General features: G+C 67.7%; 12 protein-coding genes. All 12 read right to left on the bottom strand.

Going from position 1 to position 16,866, the window contains the following annotated elements; genetic code table 11:
- Positions 1–3: 3 nt before the first annotated feature.
- The gene (locus tag HUA75_RS02435) at positions 4–3,933 is read right to left on the bottom strand and encodes a translocation/assembly module TamB domain-containing protein (protein WP_174485430.1); all 3,930 of its coding nucleotides are present in this window, start codon (positions 3,931–3,933) and stop codon (positions 4–6) included.
- Positions 3,934–3,938: 5 nt separating this feature from the next.
- Positions 3,939–4,883, bottom strand: a complete 945-nt coding sequence (locus HUA75_RS02430) for an ExeA family protein (protein WP_174485429.1) — start codon at positions 4,881–4,883, stop codon at positions 3,939–3,941.
- 24 nt (positions 4,884–4,907) lie between these two features.
- Positions 4,908–8,123, bottom strand: a complete 3,216-nt coding sequence (locus HUA75_RS02425) for a tetratricopeptide repeat protein (RefSeq protein ID WP_141642878.1) — start codon at positions 8,121–8,123, stop codon at positions 4,908–4,910.
- Between the two features lie 188 nt (positions 8,124–8,311).
- Positions 8,312–9,697, bottom strand: a complete 1,386-nt coding sequence (gene accC / locus HUA75_RS02420) for an acetyl-CoA carboxylase biotin carboxylase subunit (RefSeq protein ID WP_141642879.1) — start codon at positions 9,695–9,697, stop codon at positions 8,312–8,314.
- Between the two features lie 67 nt (positions 9,698–9,764).
- On the bottom strand, positions 9,765–10,343 hold the full coding sequence (gene accB, locus HUA75_RS02415) for an acetyl-CoA carboxylase biotin carboxyl carrier protein (protein WP_174485428.1): 579 nt from the start codon (positions 10,341–10,343) through the stop codon (positions 9,765–9,767).
- A 28-nt stretch (positions 10,344–10,371) separates the two neighbouring features.
- Positions 10,372–10,953 (bottom strand): elongation factor P, encoded by a 582-nt coding sequence (gene efp, locus HUA75_RS02410; protein WP_141642881.1) that lies wholly within the window; start codon positions 10,951–10,953, stop codon positions 10,372–10,374.
- A 135-nt stretch (positions 10,954–11,088) separates the two neighbouring features.
- Positions 11,089–11,451, bottom strand: coding sequence for a hypothetical protein (locus HUA75_RS02405; RefSeq protein WP_141642882.1), 363 nt, complete (start codon positions 11,449–11,451; stop codon positions 11,089–11,091).
- 32 nt (positions 11,452–11,483) lie between these two features.
- Positions 11,484–12,122: a hypothetical protein gene (locus tag HUA75_RS02400; RefSeq protein ID WP_174485427.1), complete on the bottom strand. Its 639-nt coding sequence runs from the start codon at positions 12,120–12,122 to the stop codon at positions 11,484–11,486.
- Positions 12,123–12,158: 36 nt separating this feature from the next.
- On the bottom strand, positions 12,159–14,888 hold the full coding sequence (pilQ, locus tag HUA75_RS02395) for a type IV pilus secretin PilQ (protein ID WP_174485426.1): 2,730 nt from the start codon (positions 14,886–14,888) through the stop codon (positions 12,159–12,161).
- Positions 14,889–14,945: 57 nt separating this feature from the next.
- Entirely contained in the window at positions 14,946–15,518 is a 573-nt protein-coding gene (locus tag HUA75_RS02390) for a pilus assembly protein PilP (RefSeq protein ID WP_174485425.1), read from the bottom strand.
- 43 nt (positions 15,519–15,561) lie between these two features.
- On the bottom strand, positions 15,562–16,143 hold the full coding sequence (locus HUA75_RS02385; protein ID WP_141642886.1) for a type 4a pilus biogenesis protein PilO: 582 nt from the start codon (positions 16,141–16,143) through the stop codon (positions 15,562–15,564).
- Between the two features lie 14 nt (positions 16,144–16,157).
- Complete coding sequence (locus tag HUA75_RS02380) at positions 16,158–16,841, bottom strand: PilN domain-containing protein (protein WP_141642887.1); 684 nt, start codon at positions 16,839–16,841, stop codon at positions 16,158–16,160.
- Positions 16,842–16,866: the final 25 nt, after the last annotated feature.

Raw genomic sequence — 16,866 nt, 5'->3', positions numbered from 1 at the left:
GGGCTACTCGACCTCCCAGCTCAGCTTCAGCTCGAGCCCGAGGTTGCCAAACGAGGCTTCGCTGTTCTCGTTGTCCCACTGGGCCTGCGCGGAAAGTCTGTCGTCGAAGCGGTACTCGGCACGCGCCCGCGTTCCTCGCCCACTCACCGGTTGAGTCATACCGATTTTAAGCTGCTCGCTGAGGAACTTCGACTCCAGTTGCGCGGTGGGCTCCGCTTGACGTGTGGCGTCGTTGTAGGTCGTGGAAATCTGGAGGGACAAATCCCGCAGCACCGGATTGCTGGGGAGGAACCGCTGGACCTGCCGGTCCAGGCCCGACACGTTGAAGAGGGCCTCGGCCGCCAGCCCGGCCCCGGCGGACGCCGCCGTGTCTCGGTCCGACGAGGTGAAACCCAGCGTCAGCAGGGAGACGATGTCGCCTTCCACCAGCGCCGGCTCCGAGGACAGGAGCACCTGGGGGTCCGAGGGCTTGCCGAAGGCGTGCAGCTTCACCACGTACTCGCGCACCAGCGTCTGGGCCTGGACCTCGAAGACGGGCTCCAGGCTGGTGGGGTCCTGGAACTCCAGCTGCCCCTGGCTGATGGTGAAGGGGTTGTTGCGGAAGAACGCCTGGCTGCCCTCCGCCAGCTCCACCCGACCCAGGAGGCCCGGCCGCAGGTCCGTGCCCGTCAGCCGCACGTCCCCCAGCATCCGCGCCTTGGCCAGGTTGTTGTCCACGAGCACGTCGCCGAAGTGGACGTTCACGTCCCAGATGACCCAGGGCTTCTGCTGCTCGCCCGCGATGACGTTCGCCGCCGACGCCACGTTGGCGCGCTTCTGCATGGACTTGAGCAGCGACTCCACGTCCAGCGCCTTCTGGTAGCGCATCTTGACGATGTCCATGCCGCCCGTGACGGTGAAGCCTCGGGGCGGCCCCACCACCTGGAGCAGCCCGGAGAACGTCGCCGGCAGGTCTTCCGTGAGGCGGTAGGGAACCTCGTCCAGTTGCACCGTGAGGCCCAGCCGCTGGGGCATGAATCGCGCGAGCCGCACGTCGCCGCGCGCGGAGATGCGCCCTTCGTTGAGCTGCCCCTGCAGGTGCTCCAGCAGCAGCCGCTGACCCGTCATCTCCACGCGGCCGGACATGCCTCGGATGTTGACGGGCAGGTCCCGCATGGCCAGGCGCAGGTCCAGCAACTCCGCGCTGCCCACCACGGACGGCGCCTCCAGCGTGCCCGTGGCCTCCGCGTCCACGGTGACGCGGCCCGTGGAGCGCTCCACCATCGCCGGCAGCAGCGACTCCAGGAGGCGCAGGTCTCCGCCACCGCGCAGGGTGAAGCCGATTCCCCCGCGCGTGGTCATCCAGCCGCCCAGGTTCAGGTCGACGTACGGCCCGAGGAAGCGGAAGGGCTGCACCTCAAACCGCCCCTTCTCGTACGCGAGGCTGATGGGCGCCGTGTTCTCGCCCCGCACGTCGTCGCGGGACAGCACGAGCTTGTCCACCGTCGCCCGCAGGTGCGCCGCTCCGGGCTCCATCAGCGGCCCCTTCGCCGTGAGCGCGCCGGACACCGCGCCGGACACGCCCGCCCACAGCGGCTCCGAGGGAAGCAGCGGACGGATTTCCGGCAGCGACAGCGTCAGCGACGCGTCATAGGGCCACGAGTCCTGGACCCTGAGCTTCACGCGGCCGTTGGCGTCCTGGAAGGGGCGGCCCCAGACCTCCAGGTCCTTGCCCACCAGTCGCCCGGTGAGGTCCATCGCGCCCAGGCCGCGCTCGGCGAACGTCACACGCGGGGCGCGCAGGGTGACGTCGACCACGGGCACGTCGGAGGTTCCGGACACGACGCCGTCCATCACCATCGTCCCCTGGATGCCCATGCGTCGCGCGAGCTCCGGCTCCACCGTCTCCGCCAGCGACAGGCCATCTCCACCGAAGCGGTAATCCAGCCCTCCCGCGAACAGCAGCGTGCCCTCCGCCCACGTGCGCCCCAGCGGACCGCGCAGCTCCGTGCGCTCGAGCACCATCGCCTTGCCGTCCACGAAGCGCAGTCGCGCCGAGCCATCCCCCAGCCTGCGTCCGTAGTACGTGGTGTCCTTCACGTCGAAGGCCACCAGTCCCTCCAGCCGCTCGATGGGACTGTCGATTTCCACGCGGCCCGAAGCCGTGCCACCCAGCGTGCCCTGCATCACCGCCAGCGACGGCGTCAGGCCCGCCACCACGTCCACCAGGTCCTCGGTGCGTCCCTGCGGGACATTCACCTCGAGCCGCAGGTTGAGCAACCGTCCGAAGCCCACGCCGGCCTTGCCGTAGTACTGCGTGCGCCCTTTCTGTCCGGTGAACGAAGGGAAGGCCAACACCCCGTCGGAGTAGTTCAGCTTCCCCTGCAGCACGCCCAGCGAGAAGCTCCAGAAGACGAAGTCGCGGAACGACAGCCCGGACTCCACCTTCACCTGCGACACCGGCCCCGTCACTGAATACGTGGCGTTGCCCCGTCCCGCCCACTTCAGGCCCGCGATGTGGCCAAAGTCCGCCAGGTCCAGCTCACCCTGTCCGTGGATGTCGAGCCCCAGCCCGCCGCCAATGAGCAGCCCCACGTCGCCCTGGACGCGTGAGCGCCCCACCTCCGCGGAGACGTGATTGAACGACACCCGGTCCGCCTGGAGCTTCACCTGCGCCTGCGCACGCCCCTTGTCGAACTCCAGGATGGTGATTCCATCGGTCGATGGCGCGTCATAGGCCCGCGTGGCCAGCTTGAAACGGCTGGTGCGCAAATCCAGCGGTCCCGACAGCGAGAAGCGCGGCAGCAGGTTGCCCGTGAGCTGCGCGTCGAGCGAAGCCGCGAAGTCCACCCACGCGCCCTTCACCCCCGCCTTGTCGAGGATGCGCGCCAATGAGGCATCCTCCGTCTTGAGGCTCACCTCCAGGGGGAACAGCGGCGTCAGCCCCAGCTTGCCCGTGGCGCGCACCCGGCCCGACCCCACTGGCACCACCACCTCCTCCACCCGAAGCTCATCGCCCGAGTACGACAGGCGCGCGGAGATGTTGGCCGGCCCAAACCTGTCGTACCCCAGCCCGTTGCCCGACAGCTCCAGCGACACCGCGGGCGACTCCGGCTTGCCGGCGATGGACACGCGACTCCACAGGTGCCCCGTCGCGGGCTTTGGCAGGAGCTTCGCCTGCGACAGCGTGCGCAGCGGGAGGAAGACCTGCGCGTCCAGCGCCAGGTGGGGCTGGCACAGCGAGTCCACGCGTCCCGACACCGTGGTGATGATGTCATCCAGGGACACCTCGGCGCGCTCCAGCTCCAGCAGCGCCTCGTCGGGGTCCAAGGCGCCAGCGAAGGCCAGCCGCTGCAGCGCCAGCTCCGCGCCATCCGCGCCCAATCGCACGAGGCCGCGACGCGCCTCCGCATCCAGTTCGATGACGCCCCAGCGCTCCGTCCAGCGCACGTCCAGGTCCGCCACCTCCACGCGCCGGCCCTCGGGCAGCGCCAGTAGCAGCTCCGCTCCGCTGATGTCCAGGTGGGACACCCGCACCCGCTCGAGTGGATCCAGGAAGCAGCCCTCCGACTTCTTCGCCGGGTCCGCCGAGGGCTGGGACAAATCCAGCGTCACGCGCGGCCGCTCGGCCCGGACCAGCGCGAGCGTCAGCCGTCCGGAGAAGGGGCGCAGGAACCCGAACTGCACTTCCGCGGTGTCCGCCGCCACCAGCGGCGTGTCCTCGCCCGGAAGGAAGAGCGAGAAGCCGTGCACCACCACGCGCGAGCCGAGCGGATCCAACTCACACCGGCCGATTCCTACGTCCAGCCCGAGCACGTCCGGCAGGTGTCGCCGCGCGACGGTGCAGGCCACCTCCCACGTCTCGGGCATGCGCAACGCGAGCACACTCCCCGATAGAACGAGGAGCACGAGCAGCAGCGCTCGAAGCGCACCGTTGCGGCTCTGTGTCGCCAAAGCCCCTAGAGCTTACCCAGCCCTTCGAGGTAACGGTCTATCTCCGCCAGATCGAGCTTGTTGTTCGACGCTCGGGGCAGATGGGTCGCCGGGGCGCTCGCCCGCTCGCCTGCTCCGGGAGCGGCCGCATTGATGCCCTGGAGTCCCAGGTTCTTTCCAATGCGATGCACCAGCTCGGCGGAGACCGTCTCGGCGCGGGCGAGGAAGGCCTCGAAGAGCGCGTTGTCGCACAGCGTGTTGATGACACGCGGCGAGCCCGACGAGTGCTCATGCACCGCCAGCAGGGCCTCCGGAGTGAACGGCATGCGCGGGCAGCCCGCGAGCCGGAGGCGGTGCTTGATGTAGGCCTCGGTGGACTCGGCGGTGAAGGGCTCGAGCTTGTAGCGCATGGCCACGCGCTGGGCGAGCGGCGGGTCCAGCTTCAGGTTCTTCTCAATCTCGGGCAGGCCGAAGAACACGAAGGAGATGAGCTTGCGCTCCGGCACTTCCAGGTTCAGCAGGCCGCGGAACTCCTCCATCAACTCCCGCGTCTCCAGCATCTGCGCCTCGTCGATGAGGACGACGGCCTTCTTGCCGGACTCGTAGATTTGCAGGAGCCGCTGGTAGAGCTGCGACAGGAGCGCCAGCTTCTCCTGCGCGGGGTTCTCCACGCCCAGTTGCAGGGCGATGCGCCGCAAGAGCCAGTTGGCGGTGATGCCCGAGTGGATGATGACCAGCAGCGCGGCCTCGTACTCGGACTCGGGCAGCGAATCGAGCATGCGGCGGGCCAGCGTCGTCTTCCCCGCGCCGATGTCGCCGACGAGGATGGACAGGCCCTTCATGTAGCTCACCGCATGCATCAGTCGGGTGAGCGCCTGGGAGTGCTGCGCCGAGTTGTAATAGAAGCGGCTCACCGGAGCGTTGGAGAAGGGCTCCTGGGTGAGGTCGAAGAAATCGAGGTAGGTCGTCATGGGCTCGCCGGACCTCGGGGGCAACTACACGTAACCGACCTTGCGCGCCTTGGGCGCGCCGGCCGCTGGCACCGGGGGATTCGCCACCGCCGCTGCGGGTGCGGCACCATGGGCCTTGGAGCCATTCACCGCGGCGGGTGCCGGGGTCGGCAGGGGGTCTTCTTCCGGTTGCGTACTCGCCGCGATGCGGGACACCTGCGTCCCCACGTCGCGGTACTTCGCGTCCATCACCGCCACTCGCTGGTAGTGGTACAGCGCCTTGCCTGGCTCGCCGTTCGCCTCGTAGGCCGTCGCCAGCTCGAAGCCGAGCGCCTTGGCCGCCTCACCCGTGGCGAACGGGCTCGCGAGCCCCTCTCGGAAGGTCTCCACCGCCGAGCCGCCGTCGCCGCGCAACAGGTGCAACATGCCCATCATCGTCAGGCAGTCCACCTCGCGCTTGGTGCCCGCGCAGCCCTGCCGGGCCACCTCGAACTCGTGGAGCGCGTCGTCCAGCAGGCCCATTTCCTTGTAGGCGATGCCCAGGTCGTAGTGCGTGTCCACGTCCTCGGGCTTCACCACCTTGGCCAGGCCCTTCTTGAACTCGGAGAACACCTCCTCCACCGAGTACTGGAAGTCCTCTTCCGCGGGCGCCGCGGCCGCCGTGTCGTCGCCCAGGTTGTCGATTTCGCCGGCCAGCTCCGCCGCCAGGTCGAACGCGTCGCGCTCCGCGCCCGCATCCGTCACCGGCTGCACGGAAGGCACCGAGATGGGCTCCAGCGGCTCCTCTTCGGGCGCCGCCCCACCACTGGCCTCCATCGCCTCCAGCCGCTCCATCAGCTCGGTGGCGCGCGCATGGCCCGGGAAGGCAATCGACACCGTCTCCAGGATTTCGCGGGCCTCTTCCATCAGGCCCTGGTCCAGGAAGAAGGCCGCCTCGTCGCACTCCTCGGCCGCCGGCTCCTCCTCGTCACCCTCGCTGGCGCTGTCGGCGACGAGTTCGGCGGACGCCTCCTCGGGCTCCTCCACCGACTCGAAGTCGGGCTCGGCCTGGGACTCCAACCCGAAGTCGGTCTCGTCCTGGGGCTCTGATTCGAAGTCGGACTCGGCCTGAGGCTCCGAGCCGAAGTCGGTCTCTGGGTCCTCCGTCGGCATGTCGTCCAGCGACACGACGGCGTGCGAGGCGGTGGGCTCCTCTTCCTCGAACGGATCCCCCAGCGAGGGCATGTCCGAGCCCGGCGCCTCCTCCAGCTCGTCGAGCATGGAGGCATCCAGCGGAGCGATGCCCACCCGCGTGGGCATCTCGTCCACGTCGAGCTGCGCCTCTTCCACGTACACCGGCTGCTTGCGCGTGTTCGGCGCGGCTTCCTGGAGCAGGGCCCGCGTGGGCGCGCGCACCATCGTCGGAGGCGGTTCGTCCTCGTCTCCGAGCGACAGTGCCGCCATCGACGTCGACGTGGCCTCGTCGTCCGAGTCCCCCAGCGACAGGCCCTCGTCGCTGGCGTACGACGCATCCAGGTCGGCCGACTCGACGAGCGGCTCGTCCTCCGACGACACGAGGCCGGGCTCGTCCGTCAGCATCAGCCCGTCGTCGTCACTGGAGACGAGCGTTTCGTCCGCGGAGTCCGCGGCCAGGTCTTCCGGCGCGGGCGTGTCGAAGACGTCGTGCTCACCCGAGGTGATGGCCTCGCCGACGAGCGCTTCCTCACTGACGACGGTGGCATCCCCGTCGTCGTCGATGACCTCGTCGGAGTCGTTCGAGGGCAGCGTGGCCAGCGCCAGCTCGTCGCCGGGCGGGTGCAGCAGCGCGTCCTCGGGGGGCGGCGCGACGAGGACCTCGTCGTCGCTGGAGTCCACCAGGATGGCGTCCTCGCCCACCGACTCCACCACCGTGGCCGACGGCGCCGTCGTCACCGGACCTTCCACGCGCAGCACCGACAGGAACGCCGGCACCTCCGGGTGGGAGGGGTTCTGCTGGAGGATGGTCGCCAGGTACTGCTGCGCGCGCGTCGAGTCCGCCGCGCGCGTGCACAGTCGCAGCACGTTCAGCAGCTGCTCGGACGCCTGCGCCGCGTTCCCGGACGCGACGTAGATTTGATACGCCTTCTCGTGCGCATCCAGGTTCTCCGGGTCCACGGAGAAGACCTTGCGCAGGTGCTCCAGGGCTTTGTCGTGGAGCCCGTACTTCACGTAGACGTCGGTCTCCGTGAGCAGCTTGGAGAGCTGCTCTCGCGCCAGTCCGCCCTGCTGCGCGGGCGGCGCCACGGGAGCCGGAGCGGCCTGGGGCGCGGGCTGCGGCGCGGCGCGAGCGGCGGGCTGCGGCGCGGCGGCGGACTGCGGGGCCTGAGCAGGCTGCGGCGCGGCGGCGGGCTGCGGCGCGGGCGCACGGCGGGCCAGGAGATCCGGGTCCTGCGGATCCAACACTTCAATCTGCGTCCAGACGGCCTCGGCCTCCGTGGGCCGGCCGCGCTCCTGGTGGATCTTCGCCAGCTCCTTGTAGACAGACACCGTCTTGGACGTCTGCCCCAGTCCCTGGAACGCCTGGGCCAGGAGCGACAGCGTCTCCACGTCGCGGCCGTCCGCCTTGAAGCACACCTGCAGCTTCGCGAGCGCGCGCTTCTGGTCACCGCGTTGCAAGTACGAGGACGCCAGCTCCTTGGCCAGGGGCAGGTTGTCCGGCTCGAGCGTGGACAGTCGCTCGGCCACGCGGGCCCAGTCGTCGCCACGGCTGTTGCGCTTGAGGTACTCGGCGGCGCGCTTGAACTCCTGGATGGCTTCGCGCGTCATGTTCTCGCGCGCATAGAGCTCCGCGAGTTTGATCTTCGACGCCACGTTCTCCGGGTCGAGATCCACCATCTTCTTCAAGGTATCGAGCGACGACTTGGTGTCGCCCGCCTTGTCGTAGTGGTTGGCGACGATCTGGAAGTACGCCATCGCCTCCGACATCAGCCCGAGCTGCTGGTGAAGCTCCGCCAGCTTGAGGTTCACCTCCAGCAGGTTCGGATTGAGCTTGAGGACTTGCTTGTAGAGAGCGACGGCCTTGAGGAAGAACCCATCGGAGGAGTAGCTCTCCGCGACCTTCGTGAAGAAGTGCGCCGCCTGGGCGTTGTCGTTCTTCTTGACGTACAGCTCCCCCATCTTCTGGAGGACCCGGATGTCCTTCGGGTCGACCTCCAGGACCTTCTGGTACTCCTTGATGGCTTTGTCGTAGGCGCCCTTCGCGACGAGCTTCGCGGCGGCTTCGATGATCTTGTTCTTGTCCATCGAGCGTGGGCTTCCGGAAAGCCGAAACCCCTTGGAACTTCGCGGGTTTCTATCTTCAAAAGGGGGAGAGTCGGAGGCTAACGGAATCCTCCAACGCGGGTCAAGAAACAGCCCGGCTCCCCCCGGGGCCAGCTCACCTGCTTGCATGCCCGCCCCACGGGCGGGAACGCCACGTAGGCGGACGTGTGCTACGGCGTCTCTTCGACTGCTTTTTTCAGCCGGCGAGAACCTGTCTCACTGGCCAGGAGACGCTCGACGAAACGCGTGTCGTAGTTGCCTTCCTGGAACGACTCGTCCGCCAGCGCCGCGCGGTGGAAGGGGATGTTGGTGCGGATGCCTTCCACGACGTACTCGCCCAGCGCGCGCTGCATGCGGCGGATCGCCGTCTCGCGGTCCTCCGCGTGGACGATGAGCTTGGCCAGGAGGCTGTCGTAGTACGGCAGCACCGTGTAGTTCTCGTAGGCCCCCGAGTCCACGCGCACCCCGTAGCCACCCGGGACGCTGTAGCCGGTAATCTTGCCGGGCCACGGCGCGAAGGTAATCGGGTCCTCGGCATTGACACGGCACTCGATGGAGTGTCCGCGCATCTGCACGTCTTCCTGCTTGAAGCGCAGCGGGTGGCCGTAGGCCATGCGGATCTGCTCACGGACCAGGTCGACACCCATGACGAGTTCCGTCACCGGGTGCTCCACCTGGATGCGCGTGTTCATCTCCATGAAGTAGAACTCGCCGCGCTCGTCCAGCAGGTATTCGATGGTGCCGACGTTGTTGTAGCGCAGCTTGCGCATCGCCTGGACGGACACCTCACCCATCCGCTGCCGCAGCTCCGGCGTGAGCGCGGGTGACGGGCACTCCTCAATGAGCTTCTGGTGCCGGCGCTGCACCGAGCACTCGCGCTCGTTGAGGTGGATGACGTTGCCGTGTTCGTCGGCGACAATCTGGATTTCGATGTGGCGCGGCTTCTCCACGTACCGCTCGATGTAGAGGTCGCCGTTGGCGAAGGAGGCCACCGCCTCCGCCTGCGCGGTGGAGAACGCCTGGGCCAGTGCGCTCGGCTCGCGGACGATTTTCATCCCCTTGCCACCACCGCCGGCGGCGGCCTTGAGGATGACGGGGAAGCCAATCTCCCGGGCGAACGCCTCCGCCTCGCGAGGGTCCTTCACCGTGCCGGGGCTGCCGGGCAACAGGGGCATGCCCGCCTCGCGCGCCGCCTGCCGCGCACGGACCTTGTTGCCCATCATCCGCAGCATCTCCGGACGCGGACCGATGAAGCGAATCTTGCAGTTCTCACACACCTCGGCGAATTCGGCGTTCTCGGAGAGGAAGCCGTAGCCGGGGTGGATGGCGTCCGCGCGGGTGATTTCCGCGGCGGAGAGCAACTGCGGGACGTTGAGGTAGCTCTCCTTGGACGCTGGCGGGCCAATGCAGACGGCCTCATCGGCGAAGCGGACATGGAGGGCGTTGGCGTCCGCCGTGGAGTGCACCGCCACCGTGGCGATGCCCAGCTCCCGGCAGGCGCGGATGACCCGCAGGGCAATCTCCCCGCGGTTGGCAATCAGCACCTTCTTGAACACGGGGGTGTCTCCTGAAACGGCCGGCTCGGGCGCGCGCCCCGCGAAAAGCGAAGGCGCGCGCGCCGCGTCAAGCCGGCTCGATGCGGAACAGCGCCTGGCCGAACTCCACCGGGCGACCGTTCTCCACGAGGATCTCGGCCACGCGGCCGGACACCTCGGACTCGATTTCGTTCATCAACTTCATCGCTTCGATGATGCAGAGCACCTGGCCCTTCTTCACCACCGAACCCACATCGACGAAGGCGGGCTGATCCGGCGCCGGCGTCCGATAGAAGGTACCGACGAAGGGGCTGGTGACCACGTGGCCCGGCTTCTCCGGCGCCTTCTCGGCCACGGAGTGGGCAGCGGCGACCGGGGCGGCGCGAGGCGCCGACGGAGCCGTGTACTCGACGGCCGGGCCCACCTGGACGGCCGAGGGGGCCGAGTGGTGGACGATGGTCGTCTCCGGGGCGTGGCCGCGGCGGATGAAGAGCTTCTCTTCCCCGCGCTTCCACACCAGCCTCGTCACGTCCGAGGCCTCCAGGATGTTGACGATTTCTCGCAGGGCCTCCACGTCCAGGGACGTGTTGCCCGCGTCTCGCGCGCTCGCCGGGGCGGGCGCGCTGGTGGGCGCGGACGCCCGGGTCGACTTGCGCTTGGTTGCCATTCTCGCGTCCCTCCGAGCGGAGCCTGAGCTAGCCCGCGGTGGCGACGCGGGTCAGGTACTTGCCACCGTCGCGCGTGTCGATCTTCAGGACGTCACCCTCGTTGATGAACAGGGGCACGTAGACCTCGAAGCCGGTCTCCAGCGTGGCGGGCTTCAGCGCACCAGACACCGTGTCGCCGCGCACGCCCGGGTCGCACTTGACGACCTTGAGGTCCACCGAGTTGGGCAGCGTGACGGCAATCGCCTTCCCGTTCCAGAACAGGATGGTGGCGTCGATGTTCTCCTTCAGGAAGTTCTTCGCGTCGCCGAGTGCCTTCTCGCTGATGAAGGTCTGCTCGAAGTCGCGCTTGTCCATGAAGTAGTAGTCGTCGCCCTGGACATACAGGTACTGCATGTCCTTCTCTTCGATGTCCGGCTTGCCCACCTTCTCGCCGGACTTCAGCGTGGGCTGGAGGACGCGGCCCGAGAGGAGGCTGCGAATCTTGGTGCGAACGAAGGCGGAACCCTTGCCGGGCTTCACGTGCTGGAACTCGACGATGACGAACGGCTCACCGTCGATTTCGATCTTCATGTTGTTGTGAAACTCGGACGTATCAATGAATCCGGCCATGGGGACCGACTCCTTCAGACTCGAAATAGCGGAAGCTTGAAAAGTCGGGGGTGTCTAGCCCATGCCCCCTTCCATGGGAAGGGGAAACCAGTGGAGCGGCGCGTCGTCTGGGTGACTGGTTTACAGCGAGCGCGGCTACAGCTCCGCGCTCACCTTGGGGGCCGTCACGCGCAGCACATAGCGCCCCTTGCCGTAGTTGCCATCCGCGCGCAGCGCCAGCACCAGGAAGTACTCCGGTGACACCAACCGCATCAGCGTCAGCACCTTGTCGCTGTTGACGCTGACCTCGCTGACCGTCCCCGTCTTGAGCGTCTCCGCGGCGTTGCGCAGCTGCGTGAGGAGGTTGGCGTACTCCACCCAGGCACCACTCAAGTCCAGCTCGCTTGCCTCCTCGCGCTGGAAGGTGTCCACGGAGATGCCGTCGAAGCCCATCACGCTGCAGGCGAGGGCTCCATCCACCTGGTTGACCACTGACTCGAGGTGCGTGCGAAAGGACATGGGCTCTCAGGGTTCTTGGGCAGCGGCGCCGCTCAGGGCGTCACGCACTCGGGGACAGCGCCATTCTGCCCACGCGGGTCACACGGCCCCACGAGGGGGCCGTGGACATCGCCCGCCGTGGGGCAGACGTAGGGGGCGAAGCCCACGACCAGCGGGTAGGAAATCTCGTTCGTCTCCACGTCGCCGCCAGCGACCGTGTGTCCTCGGACCCGCAGAGTCACGAGCACGTCGACAACGGTGCCGCCTCCGCCGACCGCGGACCGCAGCGCGCTTTCCGCGTCGCGCGTCAACAGTCCGAGCACCAGGGAACCATCCTCATTGCCACGGAAGGTCCCGTAGATGGGAATCGTCGCACTGGGGATGTTGAGCTCCGGCTCGGTCTGATAGCTGAGCTCGAGCTCGGTGAGATAGACGGCGGTGGAGTCGATATCGGAGACCGGCGCCTCACCGACGACGATGGGCGTGTCGGACAGGTTGGAGGTGACGATGAACCCCGAGGTGTAGTCACCAGCCAGCGCGAGGTTCAACGAACCGCTCAGCAACGCCACGTCATCAGGAACGTTGCAGTCCTCTTCGGGTGGAGCGGCCTGGAGAATCTGGAGCTTCGGGAGGTTGTCGACACAAGACACCGTGCCGAACGCCAGCAGCGCGGCGAGATAGATGGGCTTCATGAGCGAACGCTCTCCTGCATGAAGAGGCGCGATGCCTTACAGGCTCTGCGCGATGGTCTGCCGGTTGAGGATGCGGGGCGTGATGAAGATGAGCAGTTCCTGACGCTCATCCCGCTCCGAGTAGTTCTTGAAGAGGAGTCCCAGCACCGGAATCTTCGAGAGGAAGGGCACCGCGTTGGTCGTGGTCGCGCCACGGCGGACGTAGATGCCGCCGATGACCGTGGTGTCTCCATCCTTCACCAGCACCTGGGTGTTGGCTTCCTTGCGCTGGATGGACGGCTGCCCGTTCGCTCCGGTGTTGGACTGGTCCGGCTGGTTGTTGGAGGCGTTGATGGACATCAGGATGCTGCCGTCCTGGGTGATGTGCGGCGTCACCTCCAGCGACAGGCGGGCTTCCACGAAGGTCGTGTTCACACCACCCGCCGACGTCTGGCTGAACGGGATGGACACACCCTGGCTGATGCGCGCGGTGTTGTTGTCCAGCGTCGTCACGCGGGGCGCGGAGATGGTCTTCACCGTGCCCTCGTTCTCCGCCGCGGACAGCCGCAGGTTGAGTTGCAGCGCGCCGCCAGCCGAGCCGAAGACGAAGCCGAGCGCGCCACCGGCGCCCTCACCCACCGACGCCGGCAGGTTCACCGCGAAGTTCGGCGCGGCGGGAAGACCCGGGGCCGTGCCCACGGAGCCGCCCGTGACGGCGACGTTGTTCGGGAAGATGAGGCCCGTGGGGTTGCCCGTGCCCTGGGAAGCGCGCGCCTGGCCGCCCCACTGCACGCCGAGCTGACGGCTGAAGGCGGTGCTCGCCTCCACGATGCGGCTCTCGATGAGCACCTGCGGGGTCTGCGTGTCCAGGCTGCGCACCAGCGCGCGGGCCTTCTCCGTGTTGGAGCGGACGTCCTTCACGATGAGCACGTTGGTGCGCGTGTCCACCGTGACGTTGCCGCGCTCGCTCAGCACGTCCTTCACCCGCGAGGCCATGTCGGCCGCCACCGCGTAATTGACGGGGATGAGGTTGACCAGCAGGTCCTCCTGCTGCTGGAGCGACTTCTTGCGCTCCTGACGCAACCGGGCCTCCTCCTCCAACGTCTTCAGGGGAGCGATGCGGATGATGTTGCCGAACTCCTCCTTGCCCAGCTGCTTGGTGCGCAGGATGAGGTCCAGCGCCTGGTCCCAGGGAACGTTGCGCAGGCGGATGGTGACACGGCCGGACACGTCGTCCGCGACGACCACGTTCTTCTTGGAGATCTCCGCGATGACCCGCAGGAGGTTCTGGATGTCGATGTCCTTGAACTCGAAGGAGACGCGCTTGCCACGGTAGCGGGCCTGCTGCGGCGCGCCCTCGGCGGCATAGGCGGGCGCCTCGGCGGTGAAGCCGGCGGTGCGCTGCGCCACGGACACCTCGTCCGTCTTCACGCCCTTCACGTCCAGGCGCCAGGAGAGCGTCCCGCCGTTCTGGGTGACCTTCTCCTCGATGGCGCCGTCGGCGGCGACGACCACGCGCACCTTGCGGCCCTCACCGGGGACACTGAAAGCGCTGATCATCTTCACCGGCGTCTCCAGCGCGCTGGTGTCCAGGCTGCGCTCCAGCTTCTTCGGCAGCCGGGCGTTGTCCAGCGTCAGCACGGCGCTGCGCGGGTCGGGACGGTCCACCTTCCAGGCGGCCGTTCCGGACAGCTTCAGCACCACGCGACCACCCGCCCCACCCTCCTGGAAGGACAGGTCCTTCACCTCCACCAGGGAGGCCGTGACAGGCGCCTCCACCGGCTGGGGCGCGGGGCGCAGCGGCTCCACTTCAGCCACTGACGCGATGACCTCTTGCGGCGAGGGCTCGGGCGCGGCCTTGCGGGCCACCGCTCCACCCAGCACCACTTCCAGGCCCTTGTCGGCCCGGTCCACCCGGTAGGCGGGCATCTTGCCGCGCACGTCGAGCACCAGCCGGACCTTGTCCGAGTGGGCGCCGACACGCACGTCCCTGAGGGTCGCGCCATTCACGCGAGGGGCGCGGGCGGAGAGCCCCACACCGTACAGGTCCACCGCGAGCCGCGGCGGGTCCGCCAGCTCCAGCACCTCGTAGCGCGCGATGTCGCCATCCGCGCGGATGCGAAGCGTGTCGTCGGAATAGGCCAGCTGCGTGATGCGTTGAGCTGGCTGAGCCACCTCACGCTCATCCGCCTCGGCGGCGACCACGTTCTCTGGCAGCGCGGGCTTTTCAGCGGCGGGCTTCGCCGGCGCTTCGGCCACCATGACGGCGGCGGGCGCGGCGGGCTTGACCTCGGCGACCGGTGCGGGCGTCGGGGCAGCGGGAGCCGTGGCGACAGGAGCGGCGACGGGCTCCGGACGCTTGACCTCGGCGGCGGGCGTCGCGCCATCCACCGAAATCACCACGCGGTTTCCATCCGCCCGGACGTCGTACTGCGACGCCTTGTCCAGCGCCAGCAGCACCCGGCCGACGCTCGCGCGCTCGTCCGAGAACTGCGACGCCACGACCCCGGCCACGGGGCCGGAGCCGTCGTGGTGGCCCTTGATACCCGTCGCGTCAGCCGACGAGAGGTCCACCACCAACCGCTCCGGACCACTCAGCCGGAACACGGTGAAGGTGGGGGGCCGGGTTCCGGTCACCACCACCTGGGCGCCCGAGCCGGTACGGGACACATCCAGGTCCCGAAGCGTATTCAGTTCGGCGCCACTGCTGCTGGCGCCCGCAAGGACGACCGCAAAAGCGGTCGCCAACATCCACTTGCCCCTCGTCACAGCGCTCCTCTCGAGCATGCGTCCCCTCACCAAGTTGGAAGCGGGCTGCCGCCCGCGGGCGCGCCACAGGGGGCGCTACTCCCCGTAGTTTTTGCCCGTCATCAGATTGTAACTAGGGTCCTGCTGGTCATCGGGCTTGAGCTGCAGAGTCACCGGATTCTTGATGATCTCTCCGTTGCCCGAAAACACCTCAGTCACCGTCAACGAATCGCGAAGGATTTGCGTGACCTTGCCACCCTGGCGTCCAACCCGGGTGTTGCGGCGCACGATGTGACCTCGACCCAGCGGGTCTTCGACCATCGCCAGTGGATTGGCGTCACCCGTGACGACCGCGACCAGCTTGAGCTGGTCCAGGTCGAACGCGCACAAAGGCTCCATGCACGTCGTGACGGGATTGGCCTGGGCCACCGGGCCCAGCTCTTCCAACGGGCTGCGGAACGGATCCCGCTTGCCCACCGGGTTGTAACTGTAGACGTATGGCGCCACGGCCACGGCCTCGACCGCGGTCGGTGCCGTCTCCACGGGCGCCGCGGCCTGCGCCACGGGAGGCGGCGCCGCCACCGGCGGAGGGGGCGGAGGTGCCTCCTCACAGGCAGCGAGCGTCAGCGCGAGCGCGGCAGTCGTCATGGTGGCCTTGAACATCTTCATCCTCAATCCCCTTGTCGCCCTACTTTCCGGACGGATCAAGTTTCTAGTTCTTGGTCTCGACGAACCGGAAAGTCGTCGCCAGGAAGGTGCTCTGCAGCACGACCTTCTCGTTCTTGAGGGTCGGCTGGCCGAGGTTGATGTTGTTGACGTTCACGATGCGGCGCATGTTCGCCATCTCCTGCAGGAACATGCCGATCTCATGGTAGTTGCCGCTCACCGTCATCCGGATGGGGATGCGGGCGAAGAACTCGCCGCTGCCCACGTATTCGCGGTCGGGCTGCACCAGGGAGATTTCCAGGCCGCTCTTCTTGCCGATGTCGTTGATCTGCGCGAGCAGCTCCTCGACGTCCTTCTTCTCCGGCAGCTCCGTGAGGGCCTCGGCGAGCTTCTGCTCCAGCACGTCCATCTCACGCCGCCGCTCGTTGAGGTTCTGGGCGATCTCACTCTTCTCCGCCAGCTCCAGGTCCAGCGTGCGCCGCTCGGACAGCTGGTGCTTGATGCGGGTCTCGGTGGGGTCGATGAGCAGGAAGAAGTTGGCGACGGTCATCAAGATGATGACCGCTGCCAGGCCACCGAACTTGGCGGCCGGGGACGCCTTGACGAATTGGTCCAGGTACTTGTCCATGGCGATGGCCTCGGTCAGATGGCGTAGTTCGCGGTGAGGGTGATCTTGAAGTCAACCAGGGAGGGCACACCCGTGGGCCCCGCGGACCCCTTCGTCTGCACGGCGCTGGTCAGGTCGATGTTGGTGAAGAACGGGGTGATTTGGCCGGCGGGAAACTCCTCGATGGTGGCTTCCGCCGTCAGGAGCTCCACGCGAGACGTCTTCGTGTCCCGGCGCTGATCCACCAGGCGCCCCATGCCCTTGGGCGTCCACACCACGCCGTTGAGGCCGCGCATGAACTCGGCGACCTCATCGTGGCTGACGGCCGAGCCATCGATGGCGACCGCGCTGCTGGTCTCGACGAAGGCCTTCACCCAGACCTTCTTCGGCGTGGCGGAGGCCAGCGCGTCCATCATCCGGACCGGACCGTTGCGGCCCTTGCGCAGCGAGTCCAGCACGGCCAGCTTCTTCTCCACCTCGGTCTTGCGGGCGTTGATGTTCTTCACCTCGCCGATGACCTTCTCCAGCTCGGCGATCTTCGCGCGCGTCTGGGTGATGGACAGGGCGTTGCGCTGGAACTCACTGTCGCGGTCGTCGAACCAGAGGTAGTTGCCCACGGCGGCGCCAATGAGCGCCAGCGCGAAGAGGACCAGGATCTGCCGGCCCTTCTGCTGGGTCTGAACCTTCCGGACGGGAAGCAGGTTGATGCGAATCATCATGTGCGTCGTCTCCAGGAAGTGGACG

The organism is Myxococcus sp. CA040A (assembly GCF_013336725.1).
In the GTDB taxonomy this organism is placed as follows: Bacteria; Myxococcota; Myxococcia; order Myxococcales; family Myxococcaceae; genus Myxococcus; species Myxococcus llanfairpwllgwyngyllgogerychwyrndrobwllllantysiliogogogochensis.
The sequence above is the reverse complement of the archived record's forward strand: the minus strand, read 5'-3'. Positions and strand labels throughout refer to the sequence as shown.

What these genes read in the sequence shown, in the direction of transcription:
- efp (WP_141642881.1), bottom strand. Translation starts at nt 10,953, where the DNA reads ATGGCCGGATTCATTGATACGTCCGAGTTTCACAACAACATGAAGATC.
- HUA75_RS02385 (WP_141642886.1), bottom strand. Translation starts at nt 16,143, where the DNA reads ATGGACAAGTACCTGGACCAATTCGTCAAGGCGTCCCCGGCCGCCAAG.
- HUA75_RS02405 (WP_141642882.1), bottom strand. Translation starts at nt 11,451, where the DNA reads ATGTCCTTTCGCACGCACCTCGAGTCAGTGGTCAACCAGGTGGATGGA.
- HUA75_RS02400 (WP_174485427.1), bottom strand. Translation starts at nt 12,122, where the DNA reads ATGAAGCCCATCTATCTCGCCGCGCTGCTGGCGTTCGGCACGGTGTCT.
- HUA75_RS02425 (WP_141642878.1), bottom strand. Translation starts at nt 8,123, where the DNA reads ATGGACAAGAACAAGATCATCGAAGCCGCCGCGAAGCTCGTCGCGAAG.
- accB (WP_174485428.1), bottom strand. Translation starts at nt 10,343, where the DNA reads ATGGCAACCAAGCGCAAGTCGACCCGGGCGTCCGCGCCCACCAGCGCG.
- HUA75_RS02430 (WP_174485429.1), bottom strand. Translation starts at nt 4,883, where the DNA reads ATGACGACCTACCTCGATTTCTTCGACCTCACCCAGGAGCCCTTCTCC.
- HUA75_RS02380 (WP_141642887.1), bottom strand. Translation starts at nt 16,841, where the DNA reads ATGATGATTCGCATCAACCTGCTTCCCGTCCGGAAGGTTCAGACCCAG.
- HUA75_RS02390 (WP_174485425.1), bottom strand. Translation starts at nt 15,518, where the DNA reads ATGAAGATGTTCAAGGCCACCATGACGACTGCCGCGCTCGCGCTGACG.
- pilQ (WP_174485426.1), bottom strand. Translation starts at nt 14,888, where the DNA reads ATGCTCGAGAGGAGCGCTGTGACGAGGGGCAAGTGGATGTTGGCGACC.